Genomic DNA, 14,134 nt, shown 5'->3' with positions numbered 1-14,134 from the left:
TCGACGGAGAAGAAGGGAGCTGCGGGTTTGCCGCGAGTCCCTTCGCCCCGCCTGCGGGGAGAAGGTGGCCGGCAGGCCGATCAGGGGCGCTCGCCGGCACCTCCGGCGCTACGCTCCCAATCCCTCGAACAGCACCGTCGAAAGATATCGTTCGGCAAAGGACGGTATGATCACGACGATATTCTTGCCGGCATTTTCCCCGCGCTGTCCCACCTCTATCGCCGCCTGGAGCGCGGCACCGGCGGAGATGCCGACCGGCACGCCTTCGAGTCTTGCGACGAGCCGCGCCGCCTCTATGGCCTCGCCGGCATTTACCGTGACGACTTCGTCATAGACGCTCGTGTCAAGGATCGCCGGTGCGAAACCCGCGCCGATACCCTGGATCTTGTGCGGACCCGGGGCGCCGCCGGAAAGGATAGGGGATTCTTCGGGCTCGACGGCGATCACCTTGACCGACGGCTTGCGGGCTTTAAGCACCTGGCCGGCACCGGTGATGGTGCCGCCGGTGCCGATGCCGGACACGAGGATGTCGACTGCGCCTTCCGTGTCGTTCCAGATCTCCTCGGCGGTGGTCTTGCGGTGGATTTCCGGATTGGCCGGGTTTTCGAACTGCTGCGGAATGATCGCGTCGGGCAGCGTCTCGGTGAGTTCCTGGGCCTTGGCGATTGCGCCCTTCATGCCCTTGGCGCCTTCCGTCAGCACCAGTTCGGCGCCGAGAAGCGTCAGCATCTTGCGGCGCTCGACCGACATCGTCTCGGGCATGGTGAGGATCAGCCTGTAGCCCTTGGCGGCCGCGACGAAGGCGAGTGCTATGCCCGTATTGCCCGAAGTCGGCTCTACCAGCGTCGTGCGGCCGGGCGTGATCTTCCCTTGCGCCTCGAGCGATTCGATCATCGCGACGCCGATGCGGTCCTTGACGGAGCCGATCGGGTTGAAGAATTCGAGCTTGGCGAGCAGGTTCGCCTTCACGCCCTTTTCCTTGGCGAGCTTGTCCAGCCGCACGATGGGAGTGTCGCCGATCGTCTCGGTGATCGAAGAAAAGACGCGGCCGCGGCCGGGCTTGCGCGCTTCAGGCATAGGTTTCTCCCTTCGTTTTTTAAATCGTCGCTGCGACAATAGGAGCTATGCGCGCTTGCTTCCAGAGCGGGAAAGCCCTGGATCGATGATGCTGAAGGAAAAAACCGTTGAGAAGCGGCCGGCGGGGGAATCTTTTTTCAGGTCGCGCGGGTCGCAATGTAGGCGGCCGTTCCGGCGAGAATGCCCGCCGCGGCCCGGTTCAGGACCTTCAGCGCCTGCGGCTCTTTCAGGAGCGAGCGGGCGCGGGCCGCAAGCAGCATATAGGGCAGCAGCACGGCAAGAAGCACGAGGAAAGTCGCGACGAGCAGCAGGCCGTAGTCGCGGATCCCTATCGAGGCGAGGTCGATCAGCGTCGGAACGAGCGCCACGTAGAAAAGCATCGTCTTGGGATTGCCGAGCGTGACCGTCAGGCCCGAGATGAAGGAGAGCGCCGCACTCGTCGACTTCCGCGCCTCGATGTTCTGCGACAGGAGCCCGGCCGTCCAGAGCTTCCAGGCGATATAGCCGAGATAGAGCGCTCCGGCGATCTTCACGACCAGAAACGCGGTCGTGAATGTCTGGGCGATGAAGGCGAGCCCGAGAACCACCGCCGTCAGATAGACCATGTCGCCGACGATGAGGCCGAGGCCCATGAAGAAGGTTTCCCGAAAGCCCGATCCCAGGGCTCGGGCAACGAGCGCCGTCACGCCCGGGCCGGGAATGATGCCGGCGATGAAGAGAGCGCCGCTATAGGCGAGAAGAGCCGCAAGTGTCACGATCGTTCCTCCTGATAGGGGCGGGTGTACCGCAATCTGCCGCAAAGGAAAATCCGGGTGTCCCCCGCATCTACGCGCGAAAATTGATCGGGTGACAAGAACGGCGTTGCCCTTGGCGGTAGAGCCGTACACTTTCCGGAAAAACATGGGAGACCGGCGCACCATGCCCGAAATTCAGAACCTCCTGGGCTTCGCCCTGATCGCATTCGGCATGGTGCTGACGCCGGGGCCGAACATGATCTATCTGATCTCCCGCTCGATCTGCCAGGGACCGGGGGCGGGACTGATCTCGCTCGGGGGCATAGCGCTCGGCTTCGTCTGTTACATGGTGTCTGCCGCGCTCGGCATTACCGCCCTGCTTCTGGCGGTTCCCTTTGCCTATGACGCCCTTCGTTTCGCAGGTGCGCTTTACCTGCTTTACCTTGCCTGGCAGGCCGTTCGTCCCGGCGGCCGCTCGATTTTTCAAGTGCGGGACCTCCCGAAGGATCGCCCGCGCAAGCTCTTCGCGATGGGCCTCTTCACCAGCCTGCTCAATCCGAAGGTAGCCATCCTTTACGTGTCGCTGCTGCCGCAATTCATCCGCCCCGAGGCCGGCAACGTGCTTGCGCAGTCGCTGATCTTCGGCAGCGTGCAGATCGCGATCAGCGTCAGCGTCAATGCGCTGATCGCGATGACCGCCGGAGCGGTGGCCGCCTTCCTCTCCGGTCGGCCGTCCTTCGTGCTGGTGCAGCGTTGGCTCATGAGCACGGCGCTGGCGGGTCTTGCCATCAGCATGGCCTCGGAGGCCCGGCGTTAGAGGCTTTCCTCCGCCGGACGCTTGGCGGACGATGACGATGGCCAAAGGGTCCAGCCGAGATTGGTGCCCGCGGCAGCGATGAGGATCGCGACCGAGCCCGCGATCTGCACCGGCTGCAGAGCGTGTCCGAACGCGATGCGGTCAACCAGGATCGCGGCCACCGGATAGATGAAGGAAAGGGCGCCGGTCATGTGGGTCGGCAGCTTCTGTATGGCGCCGTAAAGCAGAATATACATGATGCCGGTATGAACCACGCCGACGGTCAGGAGCAGCGTCCACTGGAGCGTTCCCTGCGGCAGCGGCGCGACGAGGGCGAAGGGGGCGAGCATGGCCGCTCCGGTGATGACCTGCACCAGCGCGATCAGATGCGGCGGCGTGCCCTTGAGGAGCTTGGTAACGAGCGCCGCGATGGCGTAGAAGAAGGCGGCGCCGAGCGACAGTGCTATCCCGGTGAGATAGTCGCTGGGCTCATAAGTGCCCGCGGGCTTGGCGAGGACGATCGCGATCATGCCCGCGAAGGAGAGCGAGAGCCAGAGGAGTTTGCTGGCGGTGATCTTCTCTCCGATAAAGAGCGCACCGAGGCCGAGCAGCATGAAGGGCTGCGTGTTGTAGACCATGGTCGCGATGGAGATCGAGGCGCGGGGATAGGCGGCGAAGAGCAGGAGCCAGTTCACGACGATCGCGACGCCGCCCAGAGCGGAAAGAATGATGACCTTCATCCGCAAATGTCTCAGGTCGATGAGGCCGAAGACCGCCGCAAGCGCGGCGAGCGTCGCAGCCCCGAACACGCAACGCCAGAAGACGACGCCCGCGACCGGCTGGCCCGACATCAGAACGAACCAGCCGATCGTTCCCGAAATCAGCATCGCCGCCGTCATTTCCGCGCTTCCGCGCCGTATGTCCTTATCCATGGCCTTTTGCTCCATCCATTATGCTGCAAGAATAATGAGCCTGGTGGCGCAGGGATATGGATTTTGAGAGGAAATTATGGGAGGATACCTAACAGATTAAGGCGATAAGGCTAAATTGACTTACGAGGAAGTTGCATGCTGGACGAGCTCGACCGCCGCATTCTCGAAATTCTGGCCGCCAATGCCCGGGTGTCGTTGAAGGAGCTGGCGCAGGAGGCCGGCCTTTCCTCGCCGAGCGCGGCGGAGCGGCTGCGCAAGCTCGAGGAGCGCGGCGTGCTCGATGGTTTCACCATCTCGGTCAATCCGGCGCGTCTCGGCTATCCGCTGCAGGCGATCGTCCGCATCCGGCCGATGCCGGGCATGCTGCATATCGTCGAAAGGCTGATCCAGGAAGCGCCCGAATTCATCGAATGCGACAAGGTCACGGGGGACGACTGCTTCATCGCCAAGATGCTGGTGCGCGACATGGCGGAACTCGACACGATCCTCGATCGCATCGCGGAAAAGGCGCAGACGAACACGTCGATCGTCAAATCCTCGCCGGTCAAGCGGCGCCTGCCGCCGCTTATTTAGTTCCGGTCGAGCCGAAGCCGCCGGCCCCGCGCGCTGTCGTCGTCGCGCCATCTGCCTCGCGGATCGCCAGCTGGGTCACCGGGGCGATCACGATCTGGGCGATACGCATGCCGCGCTCGACCGCGAAGTCCTCCGCACCGAGATTGACGAGCAGCACCTTCACCTCTCCGCGATAGTCGCTGTCGACGGTGCCCGGCGTGTTGAGGCAGGTGATGCCGTGCTTGAAGGCCAGCCCGGAGCGTGGCCGGATCTGTCCTTCATGACCGGCGGGGATCTCGAAGATAAAGCCCGTTGGGACCAATGCGCGGTCTCCCGGCCGGATCGTCATCGGGTCCTCGGCCGGCACGGCCGCGCGCAGGTCCATGCCGGCTGCACCCGCGGTCTCGTAGGCCGGCAGGTCGAGACCCTCGCCATGAGGCAGGCGGACCAGGGTGAGGCCGGGAGTCGGGGCAGGTCGATTTTCGGGCGTGTGCATGGTCATTCCGTCATAAGCACGGCCGGGCTTGCCGCAGTCAATTGCATATTGGCCCCCGAGCCTGTAAAGGACGCCGCAACTCACAGGATACTCAGATCATGGCCGAAAGCATTGCCGAGGCGGTCTCCCGCCGCCGCACATTTGCGATCATTTCGCACCCGGACGCCGGTAAGACGACGCTCACCGAGAAGCTTCTGCTCTTCGGCGGCGCGATCCAGCTCGCCGGCGAGGTCAAGGCCAAGAAGGACCGCATCCAGACCCGCTCGGACTGGATGAAGATCGAGCGCGAGCGCGGCATCTCCGTCGTCACCTCGGTGATGACCTTCGAATATAACGATACTGTTTTCAACCTGCTCGATACGCCCGGTCACGAGGACTTTGCCGACGACACCTACCGCACGCTGACGGCGGTCGATGCGGCTGTCATGGTGATCGACGCGGCAAAGGGTATCGAGCCGCGCACGCTCAAGCTCTTCGAGGTCTGCCGCCTGCGCGATATCCCGATCATCACCTTCGTCAACAAGATGGACCGCGAAAGCCGCGACCCCTTCGAAATCCTCGACGAGGTCGAGCAGAAGCTGGCGCTCGACTGCGCGCCGGTCACTTGGCCGATCGGCCGCTCCAAGACTTTCTGCGGCACCTATCATCTTGCCACCGACGAGGTGCGCGGCGCCGACACGCAGGAGCGGCTGACCAAGGTCAACGATCCGGAAATGGCTTCGCACCGTCTGCCCGAGAACGAACGCGACACGTTCATCGAAGAAGCGTCGCTGGCGATCGAGGCCTGCAAGCCCTTCGACCGTAAGGCTTTCCTCGAAGGGCACCTCACGCCGGTGTACTTCGGCTCGGCGCTGCGGAACTTCGGCGTGCGCGACCTGATCAATGGGCTCGCCGACTTCGCGCCGCCGCCGCGGGCCCAGGTTGCCGACATCCGCACCGTCGAGGCGACGGACGACAGAATGACCGCCTTCGTCTTCAAGATCCAGGCGAACATGGACCCGAACCACCGCGACCGCATCGCCTTCGTCCGCGTCTGCTCGGGCAAGCTCGAGCGCGGCATGAAGGCGCGGCTCTCGCGCACCGGCAAGCAGATGGGGCTGACGGCGCCGCAGTTCTTCTTCGCCTCGCAGCGCCAGCTCGCCGATACGGCTTTCGCCGGCGACGTCGTCGGCATCCCGAACCACGGCACGCTCAGGATCGGCGATACGCTGACCGAGGGCGAGCCGCTCGTCTTCCAGGGCGTGCCGAACTTCGCACCGGAAATTCTCCGCCGCGTCCGGCTGGAAGATGCGATGAAGGCGAAGAAGCTGAAAGAGGCGCTGCAGCAGATGGCGGAAGAGGGCGTCGTGCAGCTCTTTTCTCCGGACGACGGCGCGCCTGCGATCGTCGGCGTCGTCGGAGCGCTCCAGCTTGACGTGCTCAAGGAACGCCTGCAGGCGGAATACAGTCTGCCGGTCTCCTTCGAGATGTCCCGCTTCTCCATCTGCCGCTGGATCTCCGCCGAGAACCCGGCCGAACTCGAAAAGTTCATCGCGACCCACCGCGGCGACATTGCGCGGGATCTTGACGGCGACCCGGTATACCTGGCGCAGGACGGGTTCTCGCTGCGCTACGAATCGGAGCGCTATCCGGCGGTCAAGATGGTGGCGATCAAGGAGTATCACGTCGCCAAGGCGGCGTGATCGCGCCTGCGCCGGATTCCCCTATCCGGCCCGCTCCGGACCGGCCCTGCGAAGACCGAGGCTCAGCACGGCGATCAGCACGCATGCCATGCCGATCATCTGATTGGCGGTGATCGTCTCGCCGAGAACGGCAGCGGCGAGGAGCAGCGCGGATACCGGTGCCAAGGCGGTGAAGACCGAGGCCTCGGTGCCGCTCACCTTCTGAAGTCCCGCATACCAGAGCACGAAGCCCCCGACCGTCGGCACGAGCGCGTAATAGGCGACCGCCGCGAGCGCCGGGGCGCCTGTCGCGCCCATCGAAGGAAGTTCTGCAACCGCGAACGGGAGCGCAATGGCACCACCGAAGCCCGTCATCAGCGCCGACAGGCCAAGCGGCGGAATCGCGACGCTGACGCGCTTGTTAAGCAGGATGAACAGGCCTTCGCAGATGACCGCGCCGAAGATCAGCGCGCTGCCGGCGAGCGAATGCGCGGCGTTTGCATCCGGCCGGAAGACGATCGCGAGAACGCCGGCCGCCGCCAGGCAAACGGCCGCGAACACGGAGCGATGCGGACGCTAGCCGAGAACCATGATGGCGATTGCGGCGGAGACGACGGGGAGCGTCCCGATGATGACGCCGGCATCGGCCGCAGAGGTGAGCTTCAGGCCGGAAATGAGCAGAGTCGTGTAGCCGACGCTGCCGGCGCCTGCCTGAAACAGGAGGATGAGCCAATCGCTCTTCGGCAGCTTGGGCCAGGACGCCCCGGTCGCGCGCATCAGGCCCAGGAAAAGAGGGAAGGCGATGGCAAAACGCAGCGCCGTTGCCGTGAACGGCGGCAGGCCGGCGGCGATGATCTTGCTCGCGATCACGGTGCTGCCGACGAGCACCATGGCGAGCGACAAAAAGACATATCCCTGAACCTGCTTCGACATTCTGCCACCGTTCCCGATTGATGATGGGGGCAGAAAGACCGATCGGCAGCGCGCGGTCTTGTACGAAATTGCAAGGCGGCGAAATCAGTTCACCGCTTGCGCGTAGACACCGGGGGAGAAGCCGTATTTGCGCACGAACACGCGTGTCATGTGGCTCTGGTCCACGAAGCCGCCGGCAGCTGCCGCTTCCGCGAGCGGCGTGCCCCCGGCGATCAGCCGCCGGACGACGTCTATCCGGCGTTGGAGGAGATAGGCATGGGGCGTCAGTCCCGTCGCCTTGGAGAAACCGCGCACGAGCTGGAAGCGGCTCACGCCGCTCTCGCGGGCGAGGTCCGCGAGCGTAAGCGACGCCAGCGGATCGTCCTCGATAAGGCTCACGGCCGAGGCGACCGACTTCGGCACGCCTGCCGGCGCATCCGGCGAGGCAAGCTGCATCGCCTCCGCGAACAGGGTGACGGCCAGTTCATCCCAGCGAAGCATCGTCTCGGTGCCGTCGGCGGCCGCGGCAGCCGCAAAGATCGCGCCGAAGCGGGCTGCCAGCCCGGTACTTCTGATCACCGGGTCCGAGAATTCGCAATCCGACTTCTTCCCTTCGGTGACGTCATCGACGAGCGAGGCGACCAGCGGCGGATCGAGATAGAGCATCCGCCAGGACCGGCCCGCGTCGCCGATCGGGGCTCCGTCGTGGACCTCACCGGGATTGACGGTGATCACGTCGCCCGCTTCCGCCTCGACGGTTCCGCGGCCGCTCAGCGACGTCTGCGCACCCGCATGGATCAGGCCGATGCCGAACTGCTCGTGCGTATGGCGCGCGAAACTGTGATTCGTCGTCGCTTCCACCACGTCGACGCCGGCGATGCGGCGCGGCAGCATTCTGAAATGCCCTTTCGCCATGTACCGTTCGCTGTCGCGTTCCACGTTGAGCCCTTATGGTGGTATAGCGTTTCCATTCCCTGCCGCCTAGCGCAGGTGGCCGATAGCTTCGCCGAATCAGGAGGAAACCGAGATGCTCTACACGGCACGGACGCTGAAGCGGCTGCGGCTCCTGAACGGCATGAAACAGAGCCATGTGGCGGAGCTCATGCGGGTGACGCAGGCGACGATATCGCGCTGGGAAGCGGGCGTCCTCACACCTTCCGAAAATCAGCAGCAGGCGCTGGAGCGCCTATTCGCCAGGGTGCCCTCAGCCGCCGATGCGGCTCTCAAGCGGCTGGTCGAAAGCTCGAGCGCGAGGGTTCACCTGATCTGCGACCACTCGCACCGGCTGCTGGCTGCTTCGCCCCGGCGGCGGGCGGAGTGGCGGCGGGAAATGGTCGGCGAGCCGATGTTCCGTTATGCCTCGCAGGAGATCCGGAAGGCGGAACGCGATCTCGCGGAGCTCGGCTGGCACGATGGCCGTTTGGCTTTCCTGGCCGTCGAGACCGGGCCCAACGGCCGCGACGACGTTCCCATCTCTGCCGGTCGCGTGCTTTGGGAGCGCATACCACTCGCCGACGGCGCGATGGGCCGGCTGGTCACCGCGATCTCGTGAGCGAACGCATAATTTATGCCTTGCCGGCTTCGCCGCGCTGCGCCTAGCCTCAAGGCAACAAGGAGCGACGCATGACGATACTGGTGACGGGAAGCGCCGGCCATCTGGGTGAGGCATTGATAAGGGTACTGCGCGCGGCCGGCCGCGACGTTCGCGGCATCGACATCAAGAGCTCCCCATTCACCGATGCCGTCGGGTCGATCGCCGACCGCCGCTTCGTCCGTCACGCAATGAAGGACGTGCGCGCAGTCATCCATTCCGCGACCCTGCACAAGCCGCATGTGGCGACGCACGGTTATTGCGAGTTCGTCGATACCAATGTCGCGGGCACGGTCAATCTGCTGGAAGAGGCAGCCGGGGCGGGCGTCGGCGCCTTTGTCTTCACCAGCACCACGAGCGCCTTCGGTTCGGCCCTGACGCCGGCGCCCGGCGAGCCGGCAGCCTGGATCACGGAGGACGTCCAGCCGATCCCGCGCAACATCTATGGTGTGAGCAAAGTTGCGGCGGAGGGATTCTGCGAGCTTTTCGCGCGGCGGCACGGTCTGCCCGCCGTCATTCTCCGGACCTCGCGCTTCTTTCCCGAGCCCGATGACGATGCGGAAATCCGCGGCCGCTTTGAAACGGCCAATGCGCAGGCGAATGAATTGCTCTACCGGCGCGCGGATATCGAGGATGTCGTGAGCGTCCATCTATCGGCCCTCGACCGGGCGATGGAGATCGGCTTTGGCCGTTTCATCGTCTCGGCCCCGACGCCGTTCACGCGCGACGATCTCGCGTCTCTGCGGGAGGATGCCCCATCCGTCGTCTTCAGCCGCTTTCCCGAATGCGAGGCGCTTTATGCGCAACGGGGGTGGCGGCTGTTTCCGACGATCGATCGGGTTTATGTGAGTGCGCGCACGACGGCTTGTCTCGGCTGGCGGCCGAAATACGATTTTACCCATGTGCTGAAATGCCTGCGCCGCGGAGAGGATTTCCGCAGCCCGCTCGCAATCGAGATCGGGTCCAAGGGCTACCACGACACGGTCTTTGCGGATGGGCCCTATCCGGTCGCCTGAACCGTCAATCCCGAGGCAGCCCCGGCAGCTTGCCGATCTCGCCGGACCAGGGCAGGGCGGAGGAACACCAGATCTGCTTGCGTGGTGCAAGTTCGCGCCGCTGATTTATGGTACCGACGCGGATGCCGATCTCCTCTGCGTCCTCGTCGGTGCCCGTCGTGTAGACCGGCGAGCCGCAATCGGGGCAGAAGAATTGCAGCCGCTTGCGTCCGTTTTCGCCGGTCTTGACGTAAAGCTTCGGCTCGCCGCCCGTCAGCCGGAACGATGATCGCGGCGTGCTGGTGCTGACGCGGTAGGCGGTGCCGGTCAGCCGTTGGCAATCGTTACAATGGCAGATCGTTACGTGCTCCGGATCGATCTCCGCCTCGTAGGTAACGAAGCCGCAATGGCACTGGCCGTCGATATGCATGAAACGCTCCTCGTCGCTTGCTTCGGCAAGATACGATAGGGCGAAGACTCCATTCGTCCAGTGCGACGTCCGCCGGTCAGACGCCGGTGAACAGCCACTCGTGTTCCCTCGCATTGTGGAACTTCCAGATCCGCTTCGGCCCCGCCATGACGTTGAGATAATAGGAATCGTAGCCGTGGACCGCAGCCACCGGATGGTAGCCCCTCGGTACCAGCGTCACGTCCCCATCTTCCACCGCCATGGCCTCGTCCAGCGAACGGTCGTCGGTATAGACGCGTTGCATTGCAAAACCCTGCGGCGGGTTGAGGCGGTGGTAATAGGTCTCCTCGAGATAGCTTTCGGCCGGCAGGTTGTCCTGGTCGTGTTTGTGCGGCGGGTAGGAGGAGGTGTGACCGCCCGGCGTGATCACCTCGACGACCAGCAGCGACTGCGCCGATTCGTCGTCTTCCGGCATGATATTGGTGACGTAGCGGGTATTGGTGCCCCGGCCGCGCGTCATCTGCGGGTGCGTACCCGGGCGGATGATTTTCGCCTCGAAGCCTTCCCCGCCCGGCGCGGAGCAGACGGCGAGGTCGAGATCCGTGGTCGCTTCGGCCTGCCAGCTGCTGCCCCTCGGCACATAGACCGCATAGGGCTGGCCCTCGAAAGGCGTCATGCGCTCGCCGAGCTCGCCGAAGTCCTCGCCATCGACCGAAACCCTGGCTTTTCCGCTGACGAGTACCAGGCAGAGTTCCTTCTCGCCCGCTTCGCCGCCGGACGTCTCGCTGGGCCGCAGCCGATGGAGGGCGAAACCGACATAGGTCCAGCCGGCACTTTCCGGCGTGATCTCCTGCATCAGGCCGGATTGCGCTTTCGGTTTGATGAGCAGTTTGGACATTCGGCGGTCTCCTGATCTCGCGTCTGTAGGTCTGCCCCTCTCCATAGCCCTCTGGAAGGGGTGGCATCTCCCTTCTCCCGGCTTGCGGGGAGAAGGTGGCGGCAGCCGGGTGAGGGGCGTCTACGCGTCGAGCCCCGCTTCCTTCGCAAAGGCCTTCAGCGACTTCAGCCCGAGCGATTGGTACTCGAACGGATTGCGCACGGCCGAGTCCTGCTCGGCTTCGATGACCAGCCAGCCATCATAGCCGTGCTGGGCGGCGATCTTCAGAACCGGCAGGAAATCGACGCCCCCTTCCGCATCGCCCGGAACGGTAAAGACGCCGCGTCGCACACCCTCGAGGAAGGACAGGCCTTCGCTTTCGACCACCGCGCGGACCGCCGGGCGGACGTTCTTGCAATGAATGTGGCGGACGCGGTCCATATATCTCCGCGCCACGTCCGCCGGATCGGAACCACCGAACCAGGCATGGCCGGTGTCGAGCAGCAGTTTGGTCGCCGGGCCGGTGTTCCGCATCAGGAGGTCGATCTCCTCGCCGGTCTGGACGATTGTGCCCATGTGGTGGTGGTAGACCAGATCGATGCCCTGGCCGGCGCAATATTGGGCGATCGCCTCGAGGTCGGCGCCGAATTTCTCCCACTTGTCCGCCGGCAGAACCGGCTTGTCCTTCACGAGCGACTTGGAATCGTCGCCGTGAATGGCGTTCGAGGTTTCGCAGACGATCGCCACCCTGCAGCCATTATGCTTCAGAAGGTCGAGATGCGGCTGGATAGCCTTCTTCTCCGCTTCGACATCATGGGTGAGGAGGTTGGTCGAGTGCCAGCCCGAGACGAAGACGAGATCGTAACTTGAGAGCTTCTGCTTCAGCGCTTCGGGGTCGGACGGCATCTTGTGGCCCTTCTCGATGCCGTCGAAGCCGATCTTCTTGCAATCGGAGAGGCAGTCCTCGAGCGTCAGGTGCGCGCCGATCGAATGGTCGTCGTCATTGCTCCAGGCGATCGGGTTGGTTCCGTAGCGGATCATGTGTTTTGCTTTCTGCTGCGTGGTCTGTTCGGGGCAGTCGGTTCGTAGTTTCGTTTTTGGTGCGCCAAGGATGCCGCAGTGTGGCCCCTCATCCGGGCATCTTCTCCCCGCGTGCGGGGAGAAGGGACAAGCCGCGCTGTCCCCGCCACAACCCGCAAGCCACGGCTGACCGCCGGCCGGACGCCAGTGTCAACCAAACCGCTGCGCCTGGAGGGCCTTTTCGTAGCCTTCGCGGGCGGCCTTCACCTGGTCTCGGTCCGAAACCTCCGGTACCGCGACGTCCCACCAGTGCCCGCCGGCCTCCGTTGTGATCAGCGGATCGGTATCGATGACGATGACGGTCGTGCGCGCCTCGTCGGCGGTCTCCGCGAGCGCAGTTTCGAGCTCGGGGATCGAGCCGACCTTGCGGGTCACGGCGCCCATGGCGGCGGCGTGCGCGGCGAAGTCGATCCGAGGCAGCTCCACATGATGCGTGTCCTTCAACAGATTGTTGAAGTTGGCGCCGCCCGTTCCCATCTGCAGCCGGTTGATGCAACCATAGCCGGCATTGTCGAGCAGCACGACGGTGAATTTGGCGCCGAGCATGACGGAAGAGGCGATCTCCGAGTTCAGCATCATGTAGCTGCCGTCGCCCACCATGACGATCACGTCGCTATCGGGCTTGGCAAGCTTTACGCCCAGACCGCCGGCGACTTCGTAGCCCATGGTCGAAAAGCCGTATTCCATGTGATAGCCGCCCGGCTCCTCCGCCTGCCACAGCTTGTGCAGCTCGCCCGGAAGCCCCCCGGCGGCGCAGACGAGCGTCGTTTGCCTGCCGCCGCGGGCGCGCTGGACGGCGCCGATGACCTGAGCGTCGGAGGGAAGCGCGGCATTGGTGGTGGCGGTCGCTCTCTCGGCTTCAGCAAGCCACTCGGCCTTGCCCGCTTTTGCCCTCTCGGTCCAGGCTGTATCGGCCTTGTGGCTGCCGAGACCGCCGGAAATGCGGTTGAGGCCGGCCCGCGCGTCGGCAATCAGCGGCTGTCCCTGGTGCTTGCCGGCGTCGAACGCCTGGACGTTGAGGCCGATGATCTTCAGCGCCTCGTTTTTGAAGAGCGCCCAGGAACCGGTGGTGAAATCCTGCAGCCGTGAGCCGACGGCGAGCACGACATCGGCCTCTTCCGCCAATGCGTTGGAGGCGGACGTGCCGGTGACGCCGATGGAACCCATATTCAGCGGATGCGAATGCGGCAGAGCGGACTTGCCGGCCTGGGTCTCCATGACCGGAATGCCGTGTTTCTCGGCGAACGCAGCGAGTTCGGCGCTCGCTTCCGAATAGAGCACGCCGCCACCGGCGATGATGATCGGCTTCTTCGCGGATCTGAGCGCCTCGATTGCCGATGCCAGCTCGTCGAGATCAGGCTCGATGCGGCGCGGAACCCAGACCTTCTCGTCGAAGAAGGATTCCGGATAGTCGTAGGCTTCCGCCTGCACGTCCTGGCAGAGCGATAGCGTCACCGGCCCGCATTCGGCAGGATCGGTCAGGACCTGCATGGCGCGGCGGAGCGCCGGGATGATCTGCTCGGGCCGGGTGATACGATCGAAATACCGCGAGACGGGCTTGAAGCAGTCATTCGCCGAGATCGTGCCGTCCCCGAAACTCTCCACCTGCTGCAGCACCGGGTCGGGCCTGCGGTTGGCGAAGACGTCGCCGGGAAGGAGGAGAACCGGCAGTCGATTGACATGCGCCAGCGCGGCCGAGGTCACCATGTTGAGCGCGCCCGGGCCGATCGAGGTGGTGCAGGCCATGAAGCGGCGGCGGAAGCTCGCCTTGGCGAAGGCGATCGCCGCATTCGCCATGCCCTGTTCGTTCTGGGCTCGGTAGGTCGGGAGCGTTTCGCGAACGCCGTAAAGCGCCTCGCCGACGCCGGCGACATTGCCGTGACCGAAGATCGCGAAGACGCCGCCGAAGATCGGCACGCGCTCGCCGTCGATGATCGTCATCTGCCGGGTCAGGAACCGCGCCACGGCCTGTGCCATGGTCAGACGCACGGTTTTCTGGCTCATTTGTTTCCTCCTCGCGGC

General features: G+C 64.5%; 14 protein-coding genes and 1 pseudogene. 5 read left to right on the top strand and 10 right to left on the bottom strand.

Annotated elements, in window-relative coordinates; genetic code table 11:
• Positions 1-108: 108 nt before the first annotated feature.
• Positions 109-1,077 (bottom strand): cysteine synthase A, encoded by a 969-nt coding sequence (gene cysK / locus AC6CIG_RS12915; protein ID WP_275596924.1) that lies wholly within the window; start codon positions 1,075-1,077, stop codon positions 109-111.
• 137 nt (positions 1,078-1,214) lie between these two features.
• On the bottom strand, positions 1,215-1,832 hold the full coding sequence (locus tag AC6CIG_RS12910) for a LysE family translocator (RefSeq protein WP_018093949.1): 618 nt from the start codon (positions 1,830-1,832) through the stop codon (positions 1,215-1,217).
• Positions 1,833-1,995: 163 nt separating this feature from the next.
• Here AC6CIG_RS12910 and AC6CIG_RS12905 point away from each other — a divergent pair, with 163 nt between their 5' ends.
• A complete protein-coding gene (locus tag AC6CIG_RS12905; RefSeq protein ID WP_026168509.1) occupies positions 1,996-2,628 on the top strand; it encodes a LysE family translocator in 633 nt (210 codons plus the stop codon).
• Here AC6CIG_RS12905 and AC6CIG_RS12900 read toward each other — a convergent pair.
• Positions 2,625-3,539: a DMT family transporter gene (locus tag AC6CIG_RS12900; protein WP_437407973.1), complete on the bottom strand. Its 915-nt coding sequence runs from the start codon at positions 3,537-3,539 to the stop codon at positions 2,625-2,627. The two genes, AC6CIG_RS12905 and AC6CIG_RS12900, sit on opposite strands and share 4 nt — an antisense overlap.
• A gap of 135 nt (positions 3,540-3,674) precedes the next feature.
• On the opposite strand from AC6CIG_RS12900, the gene AC6CIG_RS12895 reads away from it, so the two are divergent.
• The gene (locus tag AC6CIG_RS12895; RefSeq protein WP_437407972.1) at positions 3,675-4,112 is read left to right on the top strand and encodes an Lrp/AsnC family transcriptional regulator; all 438 of its coding nucleotides are present in this window, start codon (positions 3,675-3,677) and stop codon (positions 4,110-4,112) included.
• Here AC6CIG_RS12895 and dut read toward each other — a convergent pair.
• The gene (gene dut, locus AC6CIG_RS12890; protein WP_026168510.1) at positions 4,105-4,587 is read right to left on the bottom strand and encodes a dUTP diphosphatase; all 483 of its coding nucleotides are present in this window, start codon (positions 4,585-4,587) and stop codon (positions 4,105-4,107) included. The genes AC6CIG_RS12895 and dut overlap by 8 nt on opposite strands.
• Before the next feature lie 98 nt (positions 4,588-4,685).
• Between dut and AC6CIG_RS12885 the strand changes: the two genes are divergently transcribed.
• On the top strand, positions 4,686-6,269 hold the full coding sequence (locus AC6CIG_RS12885; RefSeq protein ID WP_018093953.1) for a peptide chain release factor 3: 1,584 nt from the start codon (positions 4,686-4,688) through the stop codon (positions 6,267-6,269).
• Positions 6,270-6,290: 21 nt separating this feature from the next.
• Here AC6CIG_RS12885 and AC6CIG_RS12880 read toward each other — a convergent pair.
• A pseudogene (locus AC6CIG_RS12880) lies at positions 6,291-7,181 on the bottom strand (DMT family transporter).
• Between the two features lie 84 nt (positions 7,182-7,265).
• Positions 7,266-8,075 (bottom strand): AraC family transcriptional regulator, encoded by an 810-nt coding sequence (locus AC6CIG_RS12875; protein WP_437407970.1) that lies wholly within the window; start codon positions 8,073-8,075, stop codon positions 7,266-7,268.
• 112 nt (positions 8,076-8,187) lie between these two features.
• Here AC6CIG_RS12875 and AC6CIG_RS12870 point away from each other — a divergent pair, with 112 nt between their 5' ends.
• Positions 8,188-8,712, top strand: a complete 525-nt coding sequence (locus tag AC6CIG_RS12870) for a helix-turn-helix transcriptional regulator (protein WP_100669794.1) — start codon at positions 8,188-8,190, stop codon at positions 8,710-8,712.
• A gap of 71 nt (positions 8,713-8,783) precedes the next feature.
• A complete protein-coding gene (locus tag AC6CIG_RS12865; RefSeq protein ID WP_437407969.1) occupies positions 8,784-9,767 on the top strand; it encodes an NAD-dependent epimerase/dehydratase family protein in 984 nt (327 codons plus the stop codon).
• 4 nt (positions 9,768-9,771) lie between these two features.
• On the opposite strand, the gene AC6CIG_RS12860 is transcribed toward AC6CIG_RS12865, so the two are convergent.
• The 4 genes from AC6CIG_RS12860 to iolD all read right to left on the bottom strand — a co-directional run bounded on the left by AC6CIG_RS12860 (position 9,772) and on the right by iolD (position 14,116).
• Entirely contained in the window at positions 9,772-10,176 is a 405-nt protein-coding gene (locus AC6CIG_RS12860; RefSeq protein ID WP_018093958.1) for a GFA family protein, read from the bottom strand.
• Between the two features lie 76 nt (positions 10,177-10,252).
• Positions 10,253-11,053, bottom strand: coding sequence for a 5-deoxy-glucuronate isomerase (gene iolB / locus AC6CIG_RS12855; protein WP_437407968.1), 801 nt, complete (start codon positions 11,051-11,053; stop codon positions 10,253-10,255).
• Between the two features lie 120 nt (positions 11,054-11,173).
• Complete coding sequence (gene iolE / locus AC6CIG_RS12850) at positions 11,174-12,073, bottom strand: myo-inosose-2 dehydratase (RefSeq protein WP_018093960.1); 900 nt, start codon at positions 12,071-12,073, stop codon at positions 11,174-11,176.
• Between the two features lie 189 nt (positions 12,074-12,262).
• Entirely contained in the window at positions 12,263-14,116 is a 1,854-nt protein-coding gene (gene iolD, locus AC6CIG_RS12845) for a 3D-(3,5/4)-trihydroxycyclohexane-1,2-dione acylhydrolase (decyclizing) (RefSeq protein WP_018093961.1), read from the bottom strand.
• Positions 14,117-14,134 lie beyond the last annotated feature (18 nt).

The organism is Sinorhizobium sp. GQ132, assembly GCF_059758575.1.
This window is presented reverse-complemented; position numbering and strand designations above follow the sequence as displayed.

What these genes read in the sequence shown, in the direction of transcription:
- dut (WP_026168510.1), bottom strand. Translation starts at nt 4,587, where the DNA reads ATGCACACGCCCGAAAATCGACCTGCCCCGACTCCCGGCCTCACCCTG.
- iolB (WP_437407968.1), bottom strand. Translation starts at nt 11,053, where the DNA reads ATGTCCAAACTGCTCATCAAACCGAAAGCGCAATCCGGCCTGATGCAG.
- AC6CIG_RS12865 (WP_437407969.1), top strand. Translation starts at nt 8,784, where the DNA reads ATGACGATACTGGTGACGGGAAGCGCCGGCCATCTGGGTGAGGCATTG.
- iolD (WP_018093961.1), bottom strand. Translation starts at nt 14,116, where the DNA reads ATGAGCCAGAAAACCGTGCGTCTGACCATGGCACAGGCCGTGGCGCGG.
- iolE (WP_018093960.1), bottom strand. Translation starts at nt 12,073, where the DNA reads ATGATCCGCTACGGAACCAACCCGATCGCCTGGAGCAATGACGACGAC.
- cysK (WP_275596924.1), bottom strand. Translation starts at nt 1,077, where the DNA reads ATGCCTGAAGCGCGCAAGCCCGGCCGCGGCCGCGTCTTTTCTTCGATC.
- AC6CIG_RS12885 (WP_018093953.1), top strand. Translation starts at nt 4,686, where the DNA reads ATGGCCGAAAGCATTGCCGAGGCGGTCTCCCGCCGCCGCACATTTGCG.
- AC6CIG_RS12875 (WP_437407970.1), bottom strand. Translation starts at nt 8,075, where the DNA reads ATGGCGAAAGGGCATTTCAGAATGCTGCCGCGCCGCATCGCCGGCGTC.
- AC6CIG_RS12905 (WP_026168509.1), top strand. Translation starts at nt 1,996, where the DNA reads ATGCCCGAAATTCAGAACCTCCTGGGCTTCGCCCTGATCGCATTCGGC.
- AC6CIG_RS12900 (WP_437407973.1), bottom strand. Translation starts at nt 3,539, where the DNA reads ATGGATAAGGACATACGGCGCGGAAGCGCGGAAATGACGGCGGCGATG.
- AC6CIG_RS12870 (WP_100669794.1), top strand. Translation starts at nt 8,188, where the DNA reads ATGCTCTACACGGCACGGACGCTGAAGCGGCTGCGGCTCCTGAACGGC.
- AC6CIG_RS12860 (WP_018093958.1), bottom strand. Translation starts at nt 10,176, where the DNA reads ATGCATATCGACGGCCAGTGCCATTGCGGCTTCGTTACCTACGAGGCG.
- AC6CIG_RS12895 (WP_437407972.1), top strand. Translation starts at nt 3,675, where the DNA reads ATGCTGGACGAGCTCGACCGCCGCATTCTCGAAATTCTGGCCGCCAAT.